At 70.4% G+C, this 22,717-nt stretch carries 20 protein-coding genes and 2 tRNA genes; 8 read left to right on the forward strand and 14 right to left on the reverse strand.

Features of this window, described 5'->3' with window-relative positions:
• Position 1: 1 nt before the first annotated feature.
• From ehuC to A6A29_RS26700, 5 genes are all read left to right on the forward strand, one after another.
• On the forward strand, positions 2–733 hold the full coding sequence (ehuC, locus tag A6A29_RS26680; protein ID WP_073723561.1) for an ectoine/hydroxyectoine ABC transporter permease subunit EhuC: 732 nt from the start codon (positions 2–4) through the stop codon (positions 731–733).
• Positions 730–1,371 carry an ectoine/hydroxyectoine ABC transporter permease subunit EhuD gene (gene ehuD / locus A6A29_RS26685; RefSeq protein WP_073723563.1) on the forward strand — a complete coding sequence of 214 codons (642 nt, stop codon included), beginning with the start codon at positions 730–732 and terminating at the stop codon, positions 1,369–1,371. Before ehuC ends, ehuD begins: the two co-directional genes overlap by 4 nt.
• On the forward strand, positions 1,361–2,236 hold the full coding sequence (gene ehuA / locus A6A29_RS26690; protein WP_073723565.1) for an ectoine/hydroxyectoine ABC transporter ATP-binding protein EhuA: 876 nt from the start codon (positions 1,361–1,363) through the stop codon (positions 2,234–2,236). The genes ehuD and ehuA overlap by 11 nt, the downstream gene beginning before the upstream one ends.
• Before the next feature lie 167 nt (positions 2,237–2,403).
• Positions 2,404–3,162 (forward strand): IclR family transcriptional regulator, encoded by a 759-nt coding sequence (locus A6A29_RS26695; RefSeq protein ID WP_073723567.1) that lies wholly within the window; start codon positions 2,404–2,406, stop codon positions 3,160–3,162.
• Positions 3,163–3,425: 263 nt separating this feature from the next.
• A tRNA-Lys gene (locus A6A29_RS26700) sits at positions 3,426–3,499 on the forward strand.
• 136 nt (positions 3,500–3,635) lie between these two features.
• On the opposite strand, the gene A6A29_RS26705 is transcribed toward A6A29_RS26700, so the two are convergent.
• The 3 genes from A6A29_RS26705 to A6A29_RS26715 all read right to left on the reverse strand — a co-directional run bounded on the left by A6A29_RS26705 (position 3,636) and on the right by A6A29_RS26715 (position 7,433).
• Positions 3,636–4,226, reverse strand: a complete 591-nt coding sequence (locus A6A29_RS26705) for a lytic polysaccharide monooxygenase auxiliary activity family 9 protein (protein WP_073723569.1) — start codon at positions 4,224–4,226, stop codon at positions 3,636–3,638.
• Between the two features lie 167 nt (positions 4,227–4,393).
• Complete coding sequence (locus A6A29_RS26710) at positions 4,394–6,025, reverse strand: SPFH domain-containing protein (protein ID WP_443333365.1); 1,632 nt, start codon at positions 6,023–6,025, stop codon at positions 4,394–4,396.
• 115 nt (positions 6,026–6,140) lie between these two features.
• Positions 6,141–7,433 (reverse strand): peptidoglycan-binding protein, encoded by a 1,293-nt coding sequence (locus A6A29_RS26715; RefSeq protein ID WP_073723571.1) that lies wholly within the window; start codon positions 7,431–7,433, stop codon positions 6,141–6,143.
• 185 nt (positions 7,434–7,618) lie between these two features.
• On the opposite strand from A6A29_RS26715, the gene A6A29_RS26720 reads away from it, so the two are divergent.
• The 3 genes from A6A29_RS26720 (at position 7,619) to A6A29_RS26730 (ending at position 12,120) form a co-directional block, all read left to right on the forward strand.
• Positions 7,619–7,692 (forward strand) — tRNA-Lys (locus tag A6A29_RS26720).
• Positions 7,693–8,260: 568 nt separating this feature from the next.
• Positions 8,261–10,186, forward strand: coding sequence for a glycosyltransferase family 2 protein (locus A6A29_RS26725; protein ID WP_073723573.1), 1,926 nt, complete (start codon positions 8,261–8,263; stop codon positions 10,184–10,186).
• A complete protein-coding gene (locus A6A29_RS26730) occupies positions 10,183–12,120 on the forward strand; it encodes a kelch motif-containing protein (protein ID WP_073723575.1) in 1,938 nt (645 codons plus the stop codon). Before A6A29_RS26725 ends, A6A29_RS26730 begins: the two co-directional genes overlap by 4 nt.
• A 132-nt stretch (positions 12,121–12,252) precedes the next feature.
• On the opposite strand, the gene A6A29_RS26735 is transcribed toward A6A29_RS26730, so the two are convergent.
• The 11 genes from A6A29_RS26735 to A6A29_RS26785 all read right to left on the reverse strand — a co-directional run bounded on the left by A6A29_RS26735 (position 12,253) and on the right by A6A29_RS26785 (position 22,628).
• Complete coding sequence (locus A6A29_RS26735) at positions 12,253–13,299, reverse strand: glycoside hydrolase family 6 protein (RefSeq protein WP_073723578.1); 1,047 nt, start codon at positions 13,297–13,299, stop codon at positions 12,253–12,255.
• Positions 13,300–13,392: 93 nt separating this feature from the next.
• Complete coding sequence (locus A6A29_RS26740; RefSeq protein ID WP_073723580.1) at positions 13,393–14,127, reverse strand: class F sortase; 735 nt, start codon at positions 14,125–14,127, stop codon at positions 13,393–13,395.
• Position 14,128: 1 nt separating this feature from the next.
• The gene (locus A6A29_RS26745) at positions 14,129–14,686 is read right to left on the reverse strand and encodes a hypothetical protein (protein WP_073723582.1); all 558 of its coding nucleotides are present in this window, start codon (positions 14,684–14,686) and stop codon (positions 14,129–14,131) included.
• 82 nt (positions 14,687–14,768) lie between these two features.
• Positions 14,769–15,557: an HAD-IIA family hydrolase gene (locus A6A29_RS26750; RefSeq protein ID WP_073723584.1), complete on the reverse strand. Its 789-nt coding sequence runs from the start codon at positions 15,555–15,557 to the stop codon at positions 14,769–14,771.
• Between the two features lie 298 nt (positions 15,558–15,855).
• Entirely contained in the window at positions 15,856–16,917 is a 1,062-nt protein-coding gene (locus A6A29_RS26755) for a 2-aminoethylphosphonate ABC transporter substrate-binding protein (protein WP_073723586.1), read from the reverse strand.
• Positions 16,918–16,968: 51 nt separating this feature from the next.
• Positions 16,969–17,766, reverse strand: a complete 798-nt coding sequence (locus A6A29_RS26760) for an ABC transporter permease (RefSeq protein WP_073723588.1) — start codon at positions 17,764–17,766, stop codon at positions 16,969–16,971.
• Positions 17,753–18,634, reverse strand: a complete 882-nt coding sequence (locus tag A6A29_RS26765; RefSeq protein WP_073723590.1) for a 2-aminoethylphosphonate ABC transporter permease subunit — start codon at positions 18,632–18,634, stop codon at positions 17,753–17,755. Before A6A29_RS26765 ends, A6A29_RS26760 begins: the two co-directional genes overlap by 14 nt.
• Positions 18,627–19,784, reverse strand: coding sequence for an ABC transporter ATP-binding protein (locus A6A29_RS26770; protein WP_079183025.1), 1,158 nt, complete (start codon positions 19,782–19,784; stop codon positions 18,627–18,629). The genes A6A29_RS26765 and A6A29_RS26770 overlap by 8 nt, the downstream gene beginning before the upstream one ends.
• Positions 19,781–20,587 carry a phosphonatase-like hydrolase gene (locus tag A6A29_RS26775; protein WP_079183044.1) on the reverse strand — a complete coding sequence of 269 codons (807 nt, stop codon included), beginning with the start codon at positions 20,585–20,587 and terminating at the stop codon, positions 19,781–19,783. The genes A6A29_RS26770 and A6A29_RS26775 overlap by 4 nt, the downstream gene beginning before the upstream one ends.
• Before the next feature lie 5 nt (positions 20,588–20,592).
• Positions 20,593–21,717 (reverse strand): TIGR03364 family FAD-dependent oxidoreductase, encoded by a 1,125-nt coding sequence (locus tag A6A29_RS26780; RefSeq protein WP_073723592.1) that lies wholly within the window; start codon positions 21,715–21,717, stop codon positions 20,593–20,595.
• Between the two features lie 146 nt (positions 21,718–21,863).
• A complete protein-coding gene (locus A6A29_RS26785) occupies positions 21,864–22,628 on the reverse strand; it encodes a GntR family transcriptional regulator (RefSeq protein ID WP_073723957.1) in 765 nt (254 codons plus the stop codon).
• Between the last annotated feature and the right edge of the window lie 89 nt (positions 22,629–22,717).

Genomic DNA, 22,717 nt, shown 5'->3' on the forward strand with positions numbered 1-22,717 from the left:
CATGAGTGACTTCTTCTCCACTCTCGTCGATGAGTTCCCGCAGGTCCGCGCGGGTCTGTGGGTGACCCTCCAGGCCACCGTGCTGGGCTCCTTGCTGGCTCTCGCCCTGTCCTTCCTCCTCGGTCTGATGGCGGGCAGCCGGCTCCTCCTGGTGCGCGGCGCCTCCCGCGTCGTCGTGGAGTTCTTCCGCGGCACCTCCCTCTACATCCAGTTGTTCTGGCTCTACTACGCGATGCCGCCGCTGACCGGATACGAGCTGACGCCGCTGCTCTGCGGGGTTGTCGCCTTTGGCCTGAACTACGGGGCCTACGGCTCCGAGATCGTGCGCGGCGCCATCAACTCCGTACCGCGCGGGCAGTACGAGGCCGCCCTCGCGCTCAACCTCAGCCCGGCCCGGCGGATGCGGAAGGTGATCCTGCCGCAGGCGTGGGTGCAGATGATCCCGTCCTTCACCAATCTGCTGATCCAGCTGCTGAAGTGCACCCCGCTGCTGTGGCTGATCTCCGCGGCCGACCTGATGACCGTGATCCAGCAGCTGCGCGACCGCACCGGTGAGACCCTCACCGCGTATCTGACCCTGCTGGCCGCCTACTTCGTCCTGGCCTATGCGCTGACCCTGCTGATGAACCTGCTGGAGCGGACCGCCAAGCGGCGGCTCGGGCTGCAGACGAGCGCGGGCAGCCTGCTCAAGAGCCGCAGCGCGACCACCACCGCCGTCGGAGGTGCCCGGTGAACGGCTTCGACTGGAACGCCGCCATGGACGTCCTGCCCCTGGTGCTCGAAGGCTTCAAGGTCACCCTGCTGGCGACCGTGCTCGGCACCCTCGTCGCGGCGGTCCTGGGACTGGCCGTCGCGGTGGCCGGACGGGCCCCGAGCAGGTTCGTGACGGTCCCGGTACGGGTCGTCGTGGAGTTCGTCCGCTCCACCCCGCTGCTCGTCCAACTGGTGGGCGCCGCCGCCCTGTTCACCTCGGTGGAGCCGCTGACCATCGGGATCGTGGTGCTGGGCATCCACTACGCCGCGTACACCTCCGAGGTGTACCGGGCCGGGATCGACGGCGTGCCCGAGGGCCAGTGGGAGGCGTGCCGGGCGCTGTCGCTGTCGCCGCGGCGGACCTGGCAGGCCGTGATCCTGCCGCAGGCGGTGCGCAATGTGCTGCCGGCCCTCGGCAACTACGCGATCTCGATGTTCAAGGAGACCCCGTTCCTCGCCGTGATCATGGTGCAGGAAATGGTCTTCGAGGCCCGTAAGTACGGGGCCGACCACTTCGCGTACACCGAGGCGTTCACGCTCGCGGGCCTGGTCTTCCTGGTCGCGAGCTACCCCACGTCGCTGTTGATGAGAAAGCTGGAGAAGCGCCTTGGCCACTGAACCTCTCCCCACCGAGCCGCTCCCCCTCGGCCCTCCCCCCGTGCGGAAGACCACGGCCGCATCCCCCGAGGACACCGCCCCGGTGATCCCGGACACCGCCCGTCCGCTGGTCCGCTTCGACAACGTCGTGAAGCGGTACGGCGACCATGTGGTGCTGGACCGGCTGGACTTCACCGTGGAGCGCGGCGAGCACGTCACCCTGATCGGCCCCAGCGGCTCCGGCAAGACGACGATCCTGCGGCTGCTGATGACGCTGGAGAAGGTCAGCGACGGGGTGATCTGGGTGGACGGCTCCCCGCTGTCGCACGTCCGCACCCCGGACGGTTCGCTGCGGCCGGCCGGTGAGAAACAGCTGCGCGAGTCCCGCAAGAAGATCGGGATGGTCTTCCAGCAGTTCAACCTCTTCCCCAACATGAAGGTGCTCCAGAACATCACCGAGGCGCCCATCAGCGTGCTGGGCAAGGACCGCGACGAGGCGGAGGCCCGCGCCCGCGAGCTGCTCGACCTGGTCGGGCTGTCCGCAAAGATCGACGCGCACCCCTCCCAGCTCTCCGGCGGGCAGCAGCAGCGGGTGGCCATCGCGCGGGCGCTGGCGATGGAGCCGGAGATCCTGCTGCTCGACGAGGTGACCTCGGCGCTCGACCCGGAGCTGGTGGCCGGGGTGCTGGAGCTGCTGGGCGACATCGCCAGGAACACCGACATCACCATGGTCTGTGTGACCCACGAGATGAATTTCGCCCGGGATGTCTCCAAGAAGGTGCTGATGTTCGACGCGGGCCGGGTGGTGGAGGCCGGTTCGCCGGAAAAAATCTTTACCGCCCCGGAGCACGAACGTACGCGCGAGTTCCTCAACGCGGTGCTGTGACCTCGCCATTGAGGCACCGACCATGACTCTGGCATATGCCATACGGGTGCGCCCCAGCTGACAGCGCCGGGGCGCATCCGCGAACTCGCCAACGGCCGCCCAACAAAGGCTTCTTGGCCGCTATCGTGGGGCGAAAGCTTGCGGTCACAACCTGGTAGGGGGAAACCGTGGCGTTGAAGCCCGAGCCGACCGCACCGTTCCACGCGGTGCAGTACGCCCTGCGTGTGCTCGAAACGGTCTCCAAGCACGGCGACGGTGTGACCGACGCCCGGATCTCCCGCGAGACGGGACTGCCCGCCGGGCACCTCGCCTCGCTGCTCCTGACGCTGCGCCGCGAGGGGTACGTCGAGCAGATCGCCGACGGCGCCTATGTCGCCGGCGCCGCGCTGCTGCTGCTCGGCTCCGGGGCGGCCCGCCGCCAGGCACTGGAGACCAAGCTCCAGGAGACCCTGATACAGCTGCGCGACTCGGTCGGCGCGGCGGTCTACTTCAGCAGGTACGTCGACGGGGAGATCCGGGTCACCCAGGTGGCCGACGGTCCCCTGACGCCCGCGGTCAACGAGTGGGTGGACTTCCGCTCCTCGGCGCACGCCAGCGCGGTCGGCAAATGCCTGCTGGCCCAGCTCGACCAGAACGGCCGCCGCGACCACATCTCCCGGCACCGGACGCCCCGGCTCACCTCGCGGACGATCACCAGCGAGAAGGTCCTCTTCTCCAAGCTGGACGCCCAGCCGGCGACGGTCCCGGTGCTGGACCTCCAGGAGTACGCCGTGGGCACGGTCTGCGCGGCGGTGCCGCTGACGGCCGGGTCGGCGGCGGGCTGTCTGGCACTGTCCCTGCCGGTCGAGGACGCCCACCGGCTGCGGTCGGCGGCGGAGACGCTGAACCGGCGGGCGGCACCGGTGCTGCTGTCGATGGCGCTGTAGGCGACCTCGCACGCGGCAGGGCGGCGGACGGTCCCGGCCCGTACCGGCCCAGGTCTCCGGCGGACAACGCCCCCGTACGGCCCAGGTCTCCGGCGGGCGTAGCCCCCGTACGGCCCAGGTCTCCGGCGGACGACGCCCCCCGTACGGCCCAGGTCCGCCGGACGACACCGTGGCGTACGGCCCGGTGGGCGGCGGCTCCGCGGGCCCGGCGGGCGCGTGTCATCAGCACCCCTGGAGACCAGGTATTATTTTCGAGTCAGCAGGCGCCGTTAGCTCAGTTGGTTAGAGCAGCTGACTCTTAATCAGCGGGTCCGGGGTTCGAGTCCCTGACGGCGCACAGACACCACACTGGGTGCTCTCCGTATCACGGGGAGCACCCAGTGTGTTTTTCGTGGTCGGCAGGTCCATCAGGAGTGCCGCCCGCGCGGCAGCGTAGGCACCCCTCACGGCCCCGCACGGTAACCGGTCAGGCGTCAGAACTTGACGTCCGAGCAGGCGTAGAACGCGTTGGTGGTGTCCGCGACGTTCCAGACGGCGAGGATGATGTGCTTGCCGGTCTTCTGGGTGGGGATCGTGCCCTGGTGGGTCAGCGTCGCCGGAGGCTGCTGGTTCCCGTACGGCACGGTCATGAACGGCTGCGATTCCAGGGCGGCCCGGGTGAGGGGCTTCGTGGAGTCCCAGCCGTTCTTGGTGATGTAGTAACGGAAGTCGCTCGTCGAGTGACGGGCGGTGAACTGCCAGCGGAAGCTGTAACCCTGCCCGCCGGTGACCTGGGTGGCGGGCCAGTTGCCGCCACGCGGGTCGTCCAGCTGGGAGAAGGTGCCGTTGCCACCCGAACAGATCTTGCCGTCAGCGGGACCCGACGCCGGGAAGCCCTTGGGCCCCTCGACGCTCTGCGGCTCCCACTGGATGTTGCCGCAGCCGGTGACCGTGCCGTTGGCACAGAGCTTCTGACGGCTGATGGGGGAATCCGTATAGCCGTGGCTGCTGGCGCTGCTGGTGGCGAGCACCGAAGCACCCGCGATCGCCAGGCCGACCACGGCCGCGCTTGCCCTTTTCCGCATTGCTGTCGCTCCTCAAGAACGTGGGGGATGTTCCATGAGCACTGCTCGACTGCTGCGCGCGTGTCGTGCGGTCTAGACCAAGGCCTAGATTATTGACGCGACGTGAACATGTCCAGACCAATGAGCATCGGATTCCGAAGCATCGTCACGACGGTGTCCCGAGCCCCTCAGGCCCCGCCCCCACCGCTGCGGCCGGTGTAGAAAGCCACCGTCAGATCCTTGACCAGCGCCTTCCGTTCGTAGTCGTCGAGCTCCACGATGCCCCGTGAGGTCAGCCGGTTGACCGTGTCGTCGACCGCGTCCACGACCGAAGTCAGCACACTGTCGCGGTGCTTCGCGTCGATCGCGGCCACCCGGCGCCGCTGCATCGCCGCCGCGACCTCGGGGGCGTACTCGATCCCGGTCGGCTGCGCGGAGTAGACCTCGATGCCCACGGGCTCGCAGTCCGCCTTCAGCATCCGGGTCAGCGCGTCGCCCACCGCCTCCGCGTCGCGCAGGGTCGGGGCGTCCTCGTGGAACGCGTCGGCGGGCAGCTGTGAGAGGACCCGGGCCATGGCGGCCTCGACCTGCTCGCGCAGATACTCCTCGTGGTCCGCGACCCCGAGGGCGGCCCGCACGGTGTCCTTGATCCGCCAGACGACCAGGACCACGACGCGCAGCGCCGTACCGTTCGCGTCCACGGCGCGCAGCGACTCGCTGCGCCAGTGCCGCAGCCGTACGTCGACGCGGCGGCGCAGCAGCAGCGGGGAGACCCAGAGCAGGCCGGTGCGCCGGACACTCCCCCGGTAGTCGCCGAAGAGGGTCAGCACCCAGGCGTACCCGACGCGTCCGCGGCCGAGACCGCCGAGCGCGAAGAGCACCACGGTCACCAGGAGGGCGAGCACCGCCCAGGCTCCGATGCCGATGCCGTGGTACGGGCGGGAGCCGAGGCCGAGCCGGGCGAGCGCGGCGGCGGGCAGCGCCCCCACCCACCACAGGGTGGCGAGGCCCGCGGCGAGCCCGGCGGCCCCGGTGAGCAGCGCGGCCCAGCCGGGCAGCACCGGGCCGGGCCGCTCGACGAGCCGGGGGTCGCCGAGCGGGGAGGGCCGGGTCGGCGCCTGCACCTGGGCCCGCGCGTGCGCCGGGGCCCGGGGCGCACGCGGCTCGGGCGGACGCCGTACACCGGGGGTCCGCTCCGAGCGGGACGGGCGCCCGGCCACCGCCACCGGGAGCGTGGCGGCGCCGGTGTCCTCCCGCTCGTCGCGGAAGAGCAGGTGTACGGGGATGGAGGCGGTGGTCTCGTTGGCGATGACCGAGTGCCGTCTGCCCGTCTGCCGGCGTGAGTCGCCGCCGGGGGCGGCGGGCAGGGTCACGGGGGTGATCCCGGTGTCCGGCTCCCCGCCGCCGAGGCCGAACGGGCCGTCAGCACCCCGCACCGGTACGGAGACCGTGGCCGACACCGCCCCGAGGGCGGACGCGACGGCCCTTCCGGGCGCCGTCGCCGCCCCGGGCACGACGGTGCCTCCCTGGATGACGGCACCTCCGGCGGCGACGGACCCTCCGGGGGCGAGGTTCAGCACGAGATCCAGGCCGGGGCCGTCGGAGTCGGGGCCGGAGCCGGATCCGTCGGAGCGGGCGGGATCGGAGCGGGCGGGGGACGTCGGGGACGCCTGGGACGCCTGGCCCTCGGCGGGCCAGGGGACCGCCGCCCCCGCCGGGGAGGGGGCCGTCCCCGGACGCGGCGCGGACCGGGGCTGCCCGGACCGTTCCGGCTGCCCGGAGGGGCGGGCTGGCCGCGGGTGGTTCTCGTCTGCGTTCACCGGTTCCCGTTCCTTTCCGTTCTCCGGGGGCCCGGAGCTGTCCGACACCGTGGGTCGCATTCCCGCCTCCGTCGTGTCCGTTCCGTCATGTCCGTCCGTCACGCGAAGGGATCCGTCACGCGAAGAGCCGGCGCCAGGTCTCCGGCCCGGGGTATCCGTCGGCCGCGCCGCCGCGCCAGCCCTGGGCCCGCTGGAACGCCTCGACGTTGCGGCGGTCCGGCTCGCCCCAGCGCGGCCCCGGCCCCGACACGTAATGCTTGCCGTAGCCCTTCTTCACCAACTGTTTGCCGAGCCTGTCGACATGGCCGCTGGACTGACCGGGCTTGAAATAACCGGGCCCGGGGAACGGGACGGCCGTATTCGCGCTGCCGCCCGCACCCGTGGCGGGGATGTCGCGCCCGGTGCCGTTCACCAGGAGGCGCCAGGTGTGCGGGCCGGGGAGACCGTCCGCCTCCTTGCCCTTCCAGCCCTGGGCCTTCTGGAACGCCTGGGTCGCCCGCTTGTCCGCGTCGCCCCAGGCGGCCCCCGGACCCACCTTGTAGAACCGCTTCCCGCCCCGCTCGATCAGCATCTTCCCGAGCTGGGTGACGTACTTGTTGCTGGCGCCGGGGCCGAATTTCCCGGCGCCGGGGAAGCTCGTGGACGATCCGCTGCCGCTCGTCCCCCCGGTGAGCCCCTTGTACCGGTAGGCCACGTATTTGGATGAGTTGTTCCAGTACGCCATGGGGGTCGACTGCTTGCGTGTGTTCGGGCGCGCCTGCTCGTAGGCGATGTAGTGGCTGTGGGTGTGGTCGGTCCAGCCGCCGAAGATCGTGACGTGGGAGCCCTTGGACGGGTCGGCCGGATTGTGGAAGAGCAGCATGTCGCCGGGCTGGAGCTCCGAGCGGGAGATCCGCGTCCCGTAGGCCGCGAGACTCCCCGTCCATTCGTTGCCGCCGAGGTTCCAGGCCATCGACACGAAGCCGGAGCAGTCCTGGCGGTACCCGTCCGACCAGTACTTCGCCATGCTGTACGGAACTTTCGCGGACACCCACTTCTTGGCCCGGTTGATGATGTCGGCCCGGGTGGTCTTGCGCAGGCCCGATGTCGAGGACGGTGGCCCGGACGCCCCGGAACCGACGAGTGGTCCCGCCTCGCCCTGCGGGGTGGCCGGTTCGGGGTCGGCCTTCTCGTCCGTCCGGGCGGCTCCGGCGGCGTGGTCGGCCGCGACCGCCGCCTCGACGGCCCCGCTGGACAGGCACACCCCGGCGGCCGTGGCCAGGACGAGCGCACGGCGCGCGCCGTGCGCGGCCGGGTGGCCGCCGTGCCGCACCGGCAGGGCCCTGGCGGCGGTGCGCCGCTGCAGGGCGCACCCCGCACAGATGCAGTCGATGGTGGGTTCGTACTCCTCGAAGACCGGCACAGTCATGCGATTCCCCTCCGCACTCGTCAAGATCTTTGGGCGCATGTGCAACGGGCGTCAGTGTCTCAACTCTCCTGACATATCGCATTTTGACGGACCAATGAGAAAAAACGACCATCCGACAGGGCGTGGCGGCCGGGAAATGGTTCGGAGCACGCTTCGAGGTCGGGTAGAGTTCTCCAGGTCAGCAGGCGCCGTTAGCTCAGTTGGTTAGAGCAGCTGACTCTTAATCAGCGGGTCCGGGGTTCGAGTCCCTGACGGCGCACGCACAGTCGAAGCCCCCTCACCGAGCGTGAGGGGGCTTCGACCGTTTCGAGCCACTCACGGTCGACCGGCCCGGGAAGCGCAGCGCACGCCCGGCGCGCACACAGCTCCTTCACAGGATTCAGTCCGTCACCGGGCAGTAACCGGACGGTCGCAGTGTGCTGATGAACACCTCCACACACCCCCTCCACAAGGGCTACCCAAATCGCGCATATGAACGACAAACAGCTTGTTTCACCCTTGCGATCGCGCCAGGGGTCGGCCACCCTGTCTGGGTGCCGTCGGCTTCGGAGGGAGCCGCGAGGAGGGCATCCGCAGCACTTCAAGGGAGCTGCTGTTCGGTGCAGTTGGGACAGCAGAGCGTGACATTCCGGTTGTGGGCGCCGCGGGGTGGGGGTCCCGCTCGGGTACGGATACCGAGAGGGCATCATGCAACCGGAAGGCCGCGTTTCCATGTCCCTGTGGGAACGGCGGCCCACCAGATGTGTGTGCGCGGTGAACAGGGGGCGCCCGCCGTGCACCAAGTGACCGACCAATCACGCACCAGCATGCGTGCGGGGGGATGACCCATGACGTCGACGCCGCCGGGCGACCGACAGGACAACGACCCTTCCCGGACCACGCAGCTACGGATACCGCCGCAGCTACGGGCCGGGGGGCAGCGGCGGCGCGCGAAGAAGCCGCTGCCGCGTTACGACTACGAGCACTACAGCCGGCTCGCGGGACCACTGACCCAGCCCGACCCGGTCAAGCCGTACACCGTGCAGTACCGCTCGCTGCTCTCCCAGGAGCCGCACCGATTCCGGGCGGCGCTGCTGCTGGGCGCGGCTCCGCTCGTCTCGCTCGGCCTCTTCGCCTGGCTGATGCAGCCGGGCCACTGGACGGACCGCGACCCGAACCTCAAGAACGACACCCTGCTGATCCTCGACATCGTCATGCTGGTCTCGATCGGTCTGATCGAGCTCTTCCGCACGATGAACGTCCTGTCGAACGCGCACGCCACGCTCGTCGCCCGGGACCCGGTGCCGGTCGTGCCCGAGTCCGGCACCAGGGTCGCCTTCCTCACCTCCTTCGTGCCGGGCAAGGAGCCCCTGGAGATGGTGACGAAGACCCTGGAGGCGGCGGTGCGCATCCGGCACCGCGGACTGATGCACGTCTGGCTGCTCGACGAGGGCGACGACCCCGCGGTCAAGGAGGTCTGCGCCCGGCTCGGTGTGCACCACTTCTCCCGCAAGGGTGTCGCGCACTGGAACCAGGCCAAGGGACCGCACCGTGCCAAGACCAAGCACGGCAATTACAACGCCTGGCTCGACGCGCACGGCGGCGACTACGACTTCTTCGCCTCCGTCGACACCGACCACGTACCGCTGCCCAACTACCTGGAGCGGATGCTCGGCTACTTCCGCGACCCGGACATCGGCTTCGTCATCGGCCCGCAGGTGTACGGGAACTACGACACGTTCGTCACGAAGGCGGCCGAGTCCCAGCAGTTCCTCTTCCACGCCCTGATCCAGCGCGCGGGCAACCGCTACGGCGCCCCGATGTTCGTCGGCACGAGCAACGCCGTACGGATCACCGCCCTCAAGCAGATCGGCGGCCTGTACGACTCGATCACCGAGGACATGGCCACCGGCTTCGAGATCCACCGCCACCGCAACCCGGTCACCGGCCGCAAGTGGCGCTCGGTCTACACCCCGGACGTGCTGGCCGTCGGCGAGGGCCCGACCGCGTGGACGGACTTCTTCACCCAGCAGCTGCGCTGGTCGCGCGGGACGTACGAGACGATCCTCAAGCAGTTCTGGAGAGGCTTCGGCACCATGCCCGCGGGCAAGCTCTTCAACTACACGATGATGATCATCTTCTATCCGATGTCGGCCCTGAACTGGATTCTCGCGGCGCTCAGTTGCGCGCTGTTCCTGGGCATGGGCGCCTCCGGCGTGCAGATCGACCCGACGATCTGGATGATGCTGTACGGCAACGCGTCCGCGCTCCAGATCGGTCTGTACATCTGGAACCGCCGCCACAACGTCTCGCCGCACGAGCCCGAGGGCTCCGGCGGACTGGCCGGCATGGTGATGTCCGCGCTCTCCGCCCCGATCTACGCCCGCTCCCTGATGGACGCGGCACTGCGCCGCAAGAGCTCGTTCGTGGTGACGCCCAAGGGTGACTCGTCCAGCCCGGACACCCTCTTCGGCACCTTCCGTATCCACCTGTTCTTCATCCTGGTCTTCGCCGGGTCCATCACCGCCTCGTTCTTCCTCGGCCACAGCCATCCCGCGATGCTGACCTGGGCGTCCCTGGCGCTGCTGATCACCGCGGCCCCGATCTTCGGCTGGCGGTACACGGTCCGCGCCGAGAAGAAGAAGCGCCGGAGCGGATCGCACCGCGGCGGCGGACCGTCGGCCCCCCGTCCGGAGCCGGCCGTTCCGGCGCAGACCGGTTTCCCCGGCAATGACCAGACCATGCAGATCGCCCTTGGGGGACGTAAGAAATGAAGTACCGTCCGAGCCGCCGTACGCGCCGCATGGCGATCAGTACGGCGGTGGTTCTCGCGCTCGCGGGAGCGAACGGGCCGTGGCTGTACCGCTTCAGCATCGAGCGCTATCACGAGTACGCGATCAACAAGCCGGAGTACAAGGCAGCCAACGGTCACTGGGACTTCCTGGACATCCCGTCCGAGTTCCGGATCAACACGATCCACGCGGCCCTGCTGCACACCGGCAAGGTGCTGCTCGTCGCGGGCTCCGGGAACAACCAGAAGAACTTCGACGCGAAGAGCTTCCGCTCGGTGCTGTGGGACCCGAAGACCAACGCCTTCAAGAACATACCCACGCCCAAGGACATGTTCTGTTCCGGTCACACCCAACTGCCGGACGGGAAGCTCCTCATAGCCGGCGGCACCAAACGGTACGAGAAGCTCAAGGGCGACGTCACCAAGGCCGGCGGCCTGATGATCGTCCACAACGAGGACCCGGACAAGCCGGTCACCCTGCCCGCGGGCACCCGGTTCACCGGCAAGGACAACGGCAAGACGTTCGTCTCCAAGGACCCGGTGCTGATCGAGAAGGCCACCAAGGTCTTCGACAAGAACACCGGCGCCTTCCTGCGCAACGACCCCGGTCTCGGCCGGATCTACGTCGAGGCCCAGAAGTCCGGTACGAAGCACGAGACGGGCACCGAGGACAACTACCGGATCGCGGGCCTGTCCGGCTCCGACACCCGCAACGTCTACGGGATCGCCCAGAAACTCGCCCTGGACAAGAAGGACTTCCAGGGCATCAGGGAAGCCTTCGAGTTCGACCCGGTCGCGGAGAAGTACATCACCGTCGACCCGATGAACGAGGCCCGCTGGTACCCGACGCTGACCACGCTCAAGGACGGCAAGGTCCTCGCCCTCTCCGGTCTGGACGAGATCGGGCAGATCGTGCCCGGCAAGGACGAGGTCTACGACCCGGAGACGAAGACGTGGGAGTACACCGGCATCGTCCGGAAGTTCCCCACCTACCCCGCGGTCTTCCTCCTCAACGACGGCAAGCTCTTCTACTCCGGCTCCAACGCCGGATACGGGCCGGCCGACGTCGGCCGCGCCCCCGGCGTCTGGGACCTGGCGACCAACAAGTTCACGAAGATCCCCGGGCTCAGCGACCCGGACAAGCTGGAGACCTCGGCGACCGTACGGCTGCCCCCGGCCCAGGACGAGAAGTTCATGGTGATCGGCGGCGGCGGGGTGGGCGAGTCCGAGGAGTCCAGCGAGAAGTCCCGGCTGGTCGACCTCGGGCAGAAGAAGCCGCGTTTCGCCGATGGCGCGTCCCTGGCCGAGGGCACCCGCTACCCCAGCGCCTCCCTGCTGCCCGACGACTCCCTGCTGGTCACCGGCGGCTCCAACGACTACCGCGGGCGCGGCGGTTCGGATGTGCTCCAGGCCCGGCTGTACGACGCGAAGTCCGACGCGTACGAGCGGGTCGCGGACCCGGCGGTGGGGCGCAACTACCACTCCGGCTCGGTGCTGCTGCCGGACGGCCGGGTCATGATCTTCGGCTCGGACTCGCTCTACTCGGACAAGGCCAACACCCGTCCCGGCACGTTCGAGCAGCGCATCGAGATCTATACCCCGCCCTATCTGTACCGCGACTCGCGGCCGGAGCTGACGGCCGGGCCGGCGAGCATCGCCCGCGGCGGCAAGGGGCTGTTCACCACCCGGCACGCGTCGTCGATCACCTCGGCGAAGCTGATGCGGCCCAGCGCGGTCACCCATGTCACGGACACGGACCAGCGGTCGGTGGCCCTGGAGCTGGAGAAGTCGGCGGACGGGATCACGGTGAAGGTGCCCAGGAACCGGGCGCTCGTGCCATCGGGCTGGTACATGCTGTTCGTCACCGACGACAAGGGCACCCCGTCCGAGGGGACGTGGGTGGAGGTACCGGAGTGAGCCCGGCCGGAGACTGAGCCCGACCGGAGATCGAGGGCATCCGGTGAGGTGAGGGCGACGGCTGCCGGGCGCGGCCTTCGCCCTCACCTCACCGGACGGGCCTGAGTGACGGGCTTGAGTGACGGGCCTGCGTCACGGGCCAGCGTTACGGGCCAGCCCCAAGGCGTACTCCGGCCACCAGGCCCCCGCCTTCGGGCCGCCCCTGCAGTCGCCGTCCGACTCCCCCGGACGCTTGATCCAGAGGTAGGCGTCGACCAGGTCGTCGCCGGTCCGCGTGGTCGGGGGCTCGCCCAGCGCGCGGCCCGGCGGGTTGCACCAGCTCTCCGCGGGGTCGCCGCCGCGGTAGGGGCCGTTGCCGTTGCGGCTGGTGTCGATGACGAACGGCTTGTTGCCGACCTTCGCCGAGAGCCGCTTGCCGAAGTCGGTGCTGGCGGCGGTGGCCTGGTAGTTGGAGACGTTGACCGCGAAGCCGTCGGCATCCGCGATGCCCGCCCGCTGGAGCGGCTGGAACAGCGCGTCGGGGGACTGCCAGCCCGCGTTGCCCGCGTCCACGTAGACCGAGGTGCCGGGCTGCCGCTTCAGCCGCTGGACCGCCCCCTTCAGCAGGTCGTAGCGCTCCTCGTGGAACTGCTGGGGCGTGCAGCCGTCGACCAGGTGCAGCAGGGCGTCGGGCTCCAGGATCACCGTGGCCCGGCGGTCGCCGATGCCCTTGGCGACACTGTCCAGCCAGGCGCGGTACGCGTTGCCGTCGGCGGCGCCGCCCTTGGAGAACTGGCCGCAGTCGCGGTGCGGGATGTTGTAGAGGACCAGCAGGGCGTCCCGGTCGGCCTTCGCGGCCGCCTCGGTGAAGCCCTTCGCCTCGCCCTCGGGATTGTCCGTGCCGATCCACTCGCCGACCGGCTGCCGCGCGATCCTCCTGATCAGGCCGGCCTTCTCGCTGTCGCCGTCCTCGGTGTAGTCGGCGACCTGCCGGGCCGCGTTCCCGTCGGGGTTGACCCAGAACGGGTCCTTGTCCTTGGGCTGCTGCTCGACGGCCGCCGGGCCGCCCTTGTCGCCGTCGTCGGACGATGAGCATCCCGCCAGCAGCAGGACGGCGCCGACCGCGGCCGCCGTACCGCTCCGCAGGCCCGTTCGCGCGCGAGCGCCCGTCCCGGACCGGCCGGTGTAACTGCCGTACATCCACTCCCCCTTGGGTGCACTGCCTGCACTGTTCTCACTGCCTGCACCGATGTACTGCCGGTCCGATCCATCCTGACACAGCGGTCCGGGCGCTCATGAGGCCGCCTGCCGGACGCGGCCGGCTGCTCCGGCCCTCGCCCCGGCCGCTTTCCCGGCCTTCTCGGCGGCCTTCTCCCCGGTCAGATAGGCGGAGACCACCACGTTCGCCGTGTACGAGCGCGTCCGGTGGTCGTACGTGCCCCCGCAGGTGATCAGCCGGAGCTCCGCCCGGCCGTCCTCGCGCGGTCCGTACGCCTTCTGCGCGTCGAAGCGTTCCCGGGTGAAGACCTGGACGTCGTCGATGGTGAACTCGGCGACCGTGCCGTCGGTCCTGGTCACCCGGACCTTCTCCCCCGGGCGGGCGGCGCTGAGCCCGTAGAACACGGCCGGTTTCGTCTCGGTGTCGACATGGCCGACGAAGAGCGCGGCACCCTCGGTGCCGGGCTCGGTGCCGCTGCCGTACCAGCCGACGGTCTGCGGCGTCTCGTACGGGGGCGGGTCGATCGCCCCCGCCCTGTCCAGGCCGCGCGGGACGACGGGTGCATCGATGCCCACGGACGGGATCTCCACGCTCCGCGGCGGCGCCCCGTCGAGGGGGTCGTGCGCCGGGGGCAGCGGGACGCCCAGGGGGCGCCCGACAGCGGCGACATCGCCGGTCGTCGGGGCCGAGTTGCCCCCGGGTCCGTCCCCGGCCTCGCGGCCCCAGAGCCAGAGGCCGAGCAGCAGGACGGCCCAGGCCACTCCGGTGAGCCACCGCCCGGTGCCTGCCGGGCGGTCCGAGGCGGACACCTCAGTCCGTGGCCGGGCGGCGGCGGCGCACGCTGCGGAAGGCGACGGCGACGGCCGCGACGGCGGCGAGCACCAGCCCGGTCACCGCGTGCCGGGTGCCCGGTCCGTCCGACTGGGCGGCCTGGTCGGCGAGGGTGGCGGTGCCACCGCCACCGGCCCTGACGGGCGCGACGGGAGAGGGCCGGCTGTGGTGCATGACGGTGAGGCTGCCGGTGGCCTTGCCCTTGCCGTCCTTGCAGGTCACCCAGACATCGTACGAGCGGGGCTCGGCGTCGGAGCGGATCCGGGCCTCGGCGAAGATGCCCTTCCCGTCGGCGGGGGCGAAGTGGACCTCGGAGACGAAGGCGTCGGAGTTGCCCTTGGCCGACCTGCCCTTGCCGCAGACGTCGGTCCGGAGTTCCACCTCCCCGCCCGGGGCGATCGTGGACGGGGTCACCGAGACCGAACCTCGGTCGTCGTTACCGGCCGGGGCGGTGTGGGCGGCCAGAGCGACGGGCGCGGGCAGGGCTATCGCCGCGACCGCCGCTGCGGCACAGAATGTGAGGGGCAGTGAACGCATCGTGAACCTCCTTCTGGAAGGTTCACGCGTGCGGCCGCTTTCCGCATCCGCACGCGCCCGGTCGGGCGACGGCGGACCGGTATCAGCGCAGGTCGACGAGGTCGACCAGATCGGCGATGGAGTCGACGACGGTGGACGGCCGGAAGGGGTAGCGGTCGATGTCGGCGAGGGAGGTGAGGCCGGTGAGGACCAGGAAGGTCTGCATGCCCGCCTCCAGACCCGCCAGGACATCGGTGTCCATCCGGTCGCCGATCATGGCGCTGGTCTCGGAGTGGGCGCCGATGGCGTTCAGTCCGGTCCGCATCATCAGCGGGTTGGGCTTGCCCGCGAAGTACGGGTCCTTGCCGGTGGCCTTGGTGATGAGAGCGGCGACGGAGCCGGTGGCGGGCAGCGGGCCCTCGGCGGACGGGCCGGTCTCGTCCGGGTTGGTGCAGATGAAGCGGGCGCCGCCGTTGATCAGCCGGATCGCCTTGGTCAGCGCCTCGAAGCTGTACGTACGGGTCTCGCCGAGCACCACGTAGTCCGGGTCGTGGTCGGTGAGGACGTACCCGATGTCGTGCAGCGCCGTGGTGAGCCCCGCCTCGCCGATGACGTACGCGGTGCCGCCGGGGCGCTGGTCGTCGAGGAACTGGGCGGTGGCCAGGGCGGAGGTCCAGATGTTCTGCACCGGTACGTCCAGGCCCATGCGCTTCAGCCGGGCGTGCAGGTCGCGTGCGGTGTAGATGGAGTTGTTGGTGAGGACGAGGAAGGGCAGCCCGGAATCCCGCAGCCGCTTGATGAAGGCGTCCGCACCGGGGATCGGCGTGCCCTCGTGGATGAGGACCCCGTCCATGTCGGTGAGCCAGGATTCGATCGGCTTGCGCTCTGCCATGTGACGGGACTCCTGCCGTACGTACGCTGTGCACACGAGGTGCCGGGACGCCGGCGGCACCGCGTTGTGCAGCGCCGACGTACCCGATTTTAGAGGGGTGCCGGTCCGCGGTCCGCCCGGCGGGCCCGGTCGGGGGCGTGGACCGCCGCACGGCCGACGGGAGCGCTCAACTCCCCGTCCGCCGACGAGGAGTTGAGCGCGGGTCCAGACCTGTTACACTTTTGTTATCTTCCACCGGTGGTCTGCGCCGGTGCGGTGGGCCCGCGGTCCGCGCGTGTGCGGGGCGCTCCGACGGCGGTCAGCTGCCCGTGGCCGACTTCCAGGCGTCCACGTAGTCGTCCAGGTTGGTGCCGATGTCCGACCAGTCCGGCTCGAAGATCTCCACGCCCTCCATCAGCTCGGTCAGCTCGACGGCGTTGGCGTCGGCCGCCTCGATGTCCTCGCGGGCGGCGAATCCGCCGCCGACCGCGCTGACGTCCTTCTGGGCCTGCTCGGAGAGCATGAAGTCGAGCAGCTTCTTGCCGTTGGCGCTGTGCGGGGCCTTGTCGACCAGACCCGCCGCGTACGGGAGGGCGAAGCTGGTGGGCTTGCCGTCGCCCTTCGCCGGGAACCAGATGCCGAGGTTGGGCATGTCCTTGGACTGGGCGAAGTTCATCTGGACGTCACCGTTGGCGGCGAGGAGTTCGCCCTTGTCCACCTTGGGGGCGAGCTTGCCGGTGGAGGCGGAGGGGCCGACGTTGTTGGTCTGGAGCTTCTTCAGGTACGCCATCGCCGGCTCCTGGCCGCCGAAGTCGTGCATCGCCTTGATGAGGACGGCCGTGCCGTCACCCGCGACGCCCGGGGTGGAGTACTGGACCTTCTCCTTGAACTTTCCGTCCAGCAGCTCCTCCCAGCTCTTCGGCGGGGTCTTCAGCTCCTTCTTGTTGTAGATGAAGCCGAAGTAGTTGTTGACGACGGAGGTCCACTTGTTGTCGGCCGCCTTGTCGGCGCCGTCGACCTGGTCGGCGCCGGCCGGCGCGTACGCCGTCAGCAGCCCCTTGGAGTCGGCCTGCTGGATGAAGGGCGGCAGCGTGACGAGCACATCGGCCTGGGTGTTGGACTTCTCGCGGACGGCGCGCTGCACCATCTCGCCGGAGCCGCCCTCCACGTACTTGACCTTGATGCCGGTCTTCTTCTCGAAGTCCTTGAAGACCTTGTCGTACCAGCCGTCGCCGTTCTCGCCCTTGAGGCCGTCGGCGCTGTAGACGGTGACGACCTTCTCGTCGGAGGCGGCCGAGGAGCCGCCGCAGGCGGAGAGGGTGACGGCGAGGGCGAGCGCCCCGGATACGGCGGCGATCGGCTTGAGGTGGCTCTTGCGCATGGGTGTCGTTCTCCTGGGAAAAAGTCGTGGCGTACGAGGAGGGGCCGCGGATCAGCGGTACGAGGCCCTGGTGCGGATGCGGGAGACGCCGAGCAGTACGAGCAGCGTCGTCCCCATCAGGACCACGGCGACCGCGGCTCCGGTGAAGAGCGAGCCACGGTCGGTGGCCGCGAAGATCTGCACCGGCAGCGGTGTCCAGTCGGGCGGGTAGAGCATCATCGTGGCGCTCAGCTCGCCCATGGACAGGGCGAAGCAGAGCCCCGCCGCCGCCGTCAGGGACGGCAGCAGGAGCGGCAGCCTGATCCGCCACAGGACGTACGAGGGGCGGGCGCCGAGGCTGGCCGCCGCCTGCTCGTACATCGGGTCAAGACGCACTATGGCGGCCGAAACCGACTGATAGGCAAACGCCGTGACAAGAACGGTGTGCGCGAGGATCACGATCCAGCGCGTTCCGTTGAGCAGGACCGGCGGCCGGCTGAACGCGACGAGCACCGCGAGGCCGACGACGACGGACGGCACGGCGACCGGCAGCATGAACAGCGCGTCCAGGAACCGCTTCCCCCGCTTGTGCAGCGAGGCGGCGGCCAGCGCGGCCCAGCTGCCGATGAGCAGGGCGAGGAGGCTGGCGGAGAGGGCGGTGACCAGGCTGGTGGTGAGTGCCTGGAGGGAGTCGCCGCTGGTGGCGGCGGCGTAGTGCTCGGTGGTGGGCCCGGAGGGGAAGGCGCCGGACCAGTTCGTGGTGAACGACGCGGCGACGATGACCAGCAGCGGCACCGCGAAGAGCGGGACGAAGAGCAGGAAGAAGACGGCCCAGGTGGCCCACTTCCCGGTTCGGCTATGCACCAACACGGCGGCTCACCATCCGATACAGGCTGTAGAGGCCGACGGAGATCGCGATGTTCACGACGGCGACGACACAGGCGGCCGGGTAGTCGGACTCCAGGATCGCCTTGCCGTAGACGAGCATCGGCAGCGTCGTGACGCCCTTCGCCCCGGTGAACAGCACGATCCCGAATTCGTTGAGGCACATCACCAGGACGAGGCTGCCGCCCGCGGCGAGCGCCGGGAGCGCCTCGGGGAGGATCACCTGCCGCACGATCCGGGCCGGCTTGGCGCCGAGCGAGGAGGCGACCTCCAACTGGGCGGTGTCCATCTGCGAGAACGCGGCGAGCAGGGGCCGCATCACGAAGGGCGTGAAGAACGTGATCTCGGCGAGCAGGACGCCCCAGGGTGTGGTGAGGAAGTGGAAGGGGCCGTCCGCGGTGCCGGTGACATCCGTCCAGATGCCGTTGGCCATGCCGACGCTGCCGTAGATGAAGAGCAGGGCGAGCGTGATCAGGAACGACGGGAAGGAGAGGAACACGTCGATGAACTTGGCGACCGCCTTGCCGCCGGGGAACGGCACGAAGGCGATGACCAGCGCGAGCACGAAGCCGAGAACGAGACATCCGACGGTCGAACCGACCGCGAGCCACACCGTGGTGGTGAGCGCGTCGCGGAAGGACCGGGAGGCGAAGACGTCGGCGTACGGGGTGAGGGAGATGCCGCCCTCGTCCGGGGAGAAGGACTGCTGGACCACGAGGGCCAGCGGGTAGAGGAAGACGAGCGCGAGGACGATGACGGGTGGCAGCGCCCACAGCATGCCCGTCCTGCGTTCGCGGACGATGCGGCTGCCGGACGGGCCCCGGCGGACGTCCTGGGCGGCGACGCTAGCCATGGACCCCTCCGGATATCGTCGCGCCCTCGGCCGCCGAACCGTCCTGGGGTCCGGCCGCCGGAGGGCTTTGGGCTCCGGCCGCCGCCCCGACCGGCAGCAGTACCGCGTCCTCGGCGGCGAAGTGCAGGGTGACCTTGTCGCCGAGGGCCGGGGTCTCACGCAGTTCGCGCAGGTCGGCCTTGACCCGGTGGCCGTCGATGTCGACGTACAGCCGGTGGGTGGAGCCGCGCCACTGGACCTCGGTGATGGCCCCGGTCAGGGCGTTGGGCCCGTCGCCGAGTCCGACCAGGTGGGGCCGGACGCAGAGGGTGGCGGTGACGCCGCTCGCGACCTGGCCGGTGGGCACGGCGAGGTGGTGACCGGCGAAGTCGACGCGGTCGGTGGTGTCGGTGACGGTGACCGGCAGCAGGTTGGCGTTGCCGACGAACGAGGCGGTGAACTCGGTGCGCGGGCGGCGGTACAGCTCCTGCGGGGTGCCGCAGTCCTGGAGCCGGGCCCGGTCCATCACGGCGATCCGGTCGGCGAGGGTGAGCGCCTCGACCTGGTCATGGGTGACGTACAGGATGGAGACGTCCGGCAACTCCCGGTGCAGCCGTGCCAGTTCGGCGAGCATGCCGGAGCGGAGCTGCGCGTCGAGCGCGGAGAGCGGTTCGTCGAGCAGCAGGACATCGGGGCGGATGGCGAGCGCGCGGGCGATGGCGACGCGCTGCTGCTGGCCGCCGGACAGTTCGCGCGGGTAGCGCGTGGCGTACGCGGCCATGCCGACGAGTTCGAGGGCCTCGGCGACCCGCTCGGGGATCTCGGACTTCGCCGTCTTGCGGGCCTTGAGCCCGAAGGCGACGTTGTCCTGGACCCGCATGTGCGGGAACAGCGCGTACTGCTGGACGACCATGCCGATGCCCCGCTTGTGCGGGGGCAGCCCGGTGACGTCGCGGTCGCCCAGGTACACCCGCCCGGAGGCCGGCCGGACGAATCCGGCGACGGCGCGCAGGGCGGTGGTCTTCCCGGAGCCGGAGGGGCCCAGGAGCGCCATGACCTCGCCGGGTTCGACGGTCAGGTCGAGCTGGTCGAGGACGACGTTCCCGCCGTACGCGACGCTGACCCGGTCGAACCTGATGCCGCCGCGCACGGCGTCCGCCCCGCCCGTCATGCCTCGGCCCGCGCGATCAGGTCCGGCAGCTCGGCGACCGACCCGAGGACGTGGGTGGCTCCGTGGCGGGTCAGCTGGTCCTTGTCGTGGGCGCCGGTGAGGACACCCGCGACGATCCCGGCGCCGGAGCGGACCCCGCTGAGCATGTCGTACGAGGTGTCCCCCGCGACGACGAGGCTCGTGACGTCGTCCACCGCGCCGGTGCGCAGGAACGCGGCGAGGACCATGTCGGGGTAGGGGCGGCCACGGCCACCGGCGTCGGCGGGGCAGAGCGTCAGCGCGACGAGGTCCTGCCAGCCGAGGGCGGCGAGGATCGCGTCCTGGGTGGTGCGGGCGAAGCCGGTGGACAGGACCACGGTCCGGCCCTCGGCCGTGAGGCGTTCGATGGCTTCGCGGGCGCCGGGGACGGGGGCGATACGGCCGCCGTCCACGAGTTCGCCGTACGCCTCCTCGAAGGCGAGGTTGGCCTGCTGGGCCTTGTCCTCGTCGCCGAAGAGGTGGCGGAAGACGGAGATCTTGGACTCGCCCATGGTGGCGCGGACGTAGTCGAGCTTGGCCGCGTGGTCGGCGGAGCCGGGGATCACGCCGAGGCGCCCGGCGGCGGTGGCGAAGGCCTGCTCGACGAGGCCGCCGTCGATGACGGTGGTGCCGGCCATGTCGAGGACGACGAGGTTCAGGGGGGTTAGGGGTACCAGGGGGGTCAGGGGGGTCTTCGCGCCCTGCGGGTCCTGCTGGTTCTGCGGGGCCTGAGTGTTCTGCGGGGGCTGCGGGGCCTGCGGGCCCTGGGGGTTGTGCGTGGTCATGGTGTTCACCAGCCCAGTTCGTTGGCGGTCGTTTCGGCGATGGCGGGCGAGCAGGTCATGCCGCGTCCGCCGGGCCCGGTGACCAGCCAGACGCCGTCGCGCACCTGCTGGCGGTGGACGACGCGGCTGGTGTCGGTGCACTGGGCGTAGACCCCGGCCCAGCGGTGCCGCACGCGCGGCAGCGGGCGGCCGAGGAAGGACTCGACGACCCGGGTGAGGTGCTCGTAGGGCTCCTCGACCGTGTCGAAGGCGAAGGGGTGCTCGTACTCGTGGGTGTCGCCGATGGTCAGTCCGCCGTCGCGGCGCTGCACCATCAGCAGCTGCATCCGGTGCTCGGCGGCGGTCGGGTCCTGGGCCTGTCCGGCGTTGAGCGCGTCCAGTGCCCCGCCCCGGTACGCCGGGTAGTAGCGGAAGCTGTCGGCGTCGGCGACGGAGGTGGTGAGCGCCTCGCCGAGCGGGTCGGTCTGCATCATCTGGAGGCGGACACGGCGCACGGGGAGGGCGGGTCCGGCCAGCTCGCGGACGAGGCCGCCGAGCCAGGCGCCGGTCGCCAGGATGACGGCGTCACCGGTGTGGATGTCACCGTGGTCGTCGCGCACGGAGGCGGTACCGACCACCTCGCGGACCTCGCGGCCCCCCAGGAACGTATAGCGCCCGGAGGCCAACAGGGATTCTTTCAGGGCGAGTTGGGCGGTGCGCGGCTCGACGGCCGCGTCGCGCTCGCACCACAGGGCGGCGGTGAAGGTGCCGCGCAGGGCGGGGTTGACCGCGCGCGCCTCGGCGGCGGTGAGCAGCTTGTAGCCGCGGGCCGCCGCATCGGGCCTGGCGACGGCCGCCTCGGCGACGGCGGTCTCCAGCTCGTTGCGCAGGGGGGTGAGCGAGCCGCAGGCCCGGAAGCCCAGGTCCGGGACCCGCTCCCCGATCTCCTGCCACAGCTCACGGGCGCGGAGCGCGGTCTCCAGCTCCTCGCCACCGGCCCGCCCGCTGACCCATATCTGTCCGAAATTCCGGAGCGACGCTCCGCGTGCCTCGCTCTCGCGCTCGATCTGTACGACCTCGTGGCCGCGGTTCACTGCGTGCCAGGCGTGCATGGTTCCCACCACGCCGGCTCCTACGACGATGACTCTCACGACGGCAACGCTCCTCGGAGCGGGTGGCCCGTACGGATCCGTACGGCAACGGGACGGTGAACGACCACCCAAGCTTGGCCTAGACCTGTTATGTTCCCGTTATCGACGTGAGTCGATCGCGTCGACTGCCGCGCGCGAGCGGCAGGTCAGCCGCGGCGGCCCAGGTGGGCGGTGAAGGAGAACCGGTCGCCGCGGAACAGGGTCCGCACCCGCTCCAGCGGGCGGCCGTCCGTGTCCCGCGAGAGCCGGTGGAGCAGCAGCATCGGCAGGGCGGGCGGCGTACCGATCAGCAGTGCCTCGCGCGGGGTGGCCAGCACCGTCTCGATCCGCTCGTCCGCGTCCCCGAAGGAGACCCCGAGCCGGTCGTGGAGGTAGGCGTAGAAGGAGGAGTCCGGGTCGAACCCCGTGTCCAGTTCCGGGACGCGGGCGACGGAGACGTACGTGCTCTCCAGGCCGACCCGCTCGTCGTCGGCGAGCAGCACGCGCTCCAGGTGCCAGACGGGTTCGCCGCGCGGGACCCCGATCTCGGCCGCTATGGCCTCGGGGCAGGGGAAGCGGTCGAGGCCGATGAGATGACGGCCGGGCTGCCGGCCCTGGCGGCGGACGCCCTCGGTGTAGCTGGCCAGGGAGAGGGGCTGTTCCAGCTTGGGACCGGCGACGACGGTGCCCCGGCCCTGCCGTCGCAGCCGCCCCTCCAGCAGGAGTTCGCGCAGCGCCTGACGCACGGTCTCGCGCGACACCTCGTAGCGCAGGGCGAGTTCCCGCTCGGTGGGCAGCAGGCCCCCCTCGCCCAACTCGTCCACCAGGACGGAGATATGAGCCTTGACGGCGTAGTACTTGGGGATACGGCCGTGCTCCGGAATGCCGGAACGGATCGGTGCGCCAGGTGCCTGGTCGTTCAGGTAGTCCACGGCCCGATGGTGGCAGACACAGATGAACATCCCGGTGCCGGACGGCCGCGCGGCGCGGACCTGCGGATGCGCGGATGCGCGGATGCGCG

It is taken from the genome of Streptomyces sp. TSRI0281 (assembly GCF_001905125.1).
GTDB lineage: Bacteria > Actinomycetota > Actinomycetes > Streptomycetales > Streptomycetaceae > Streptomyces.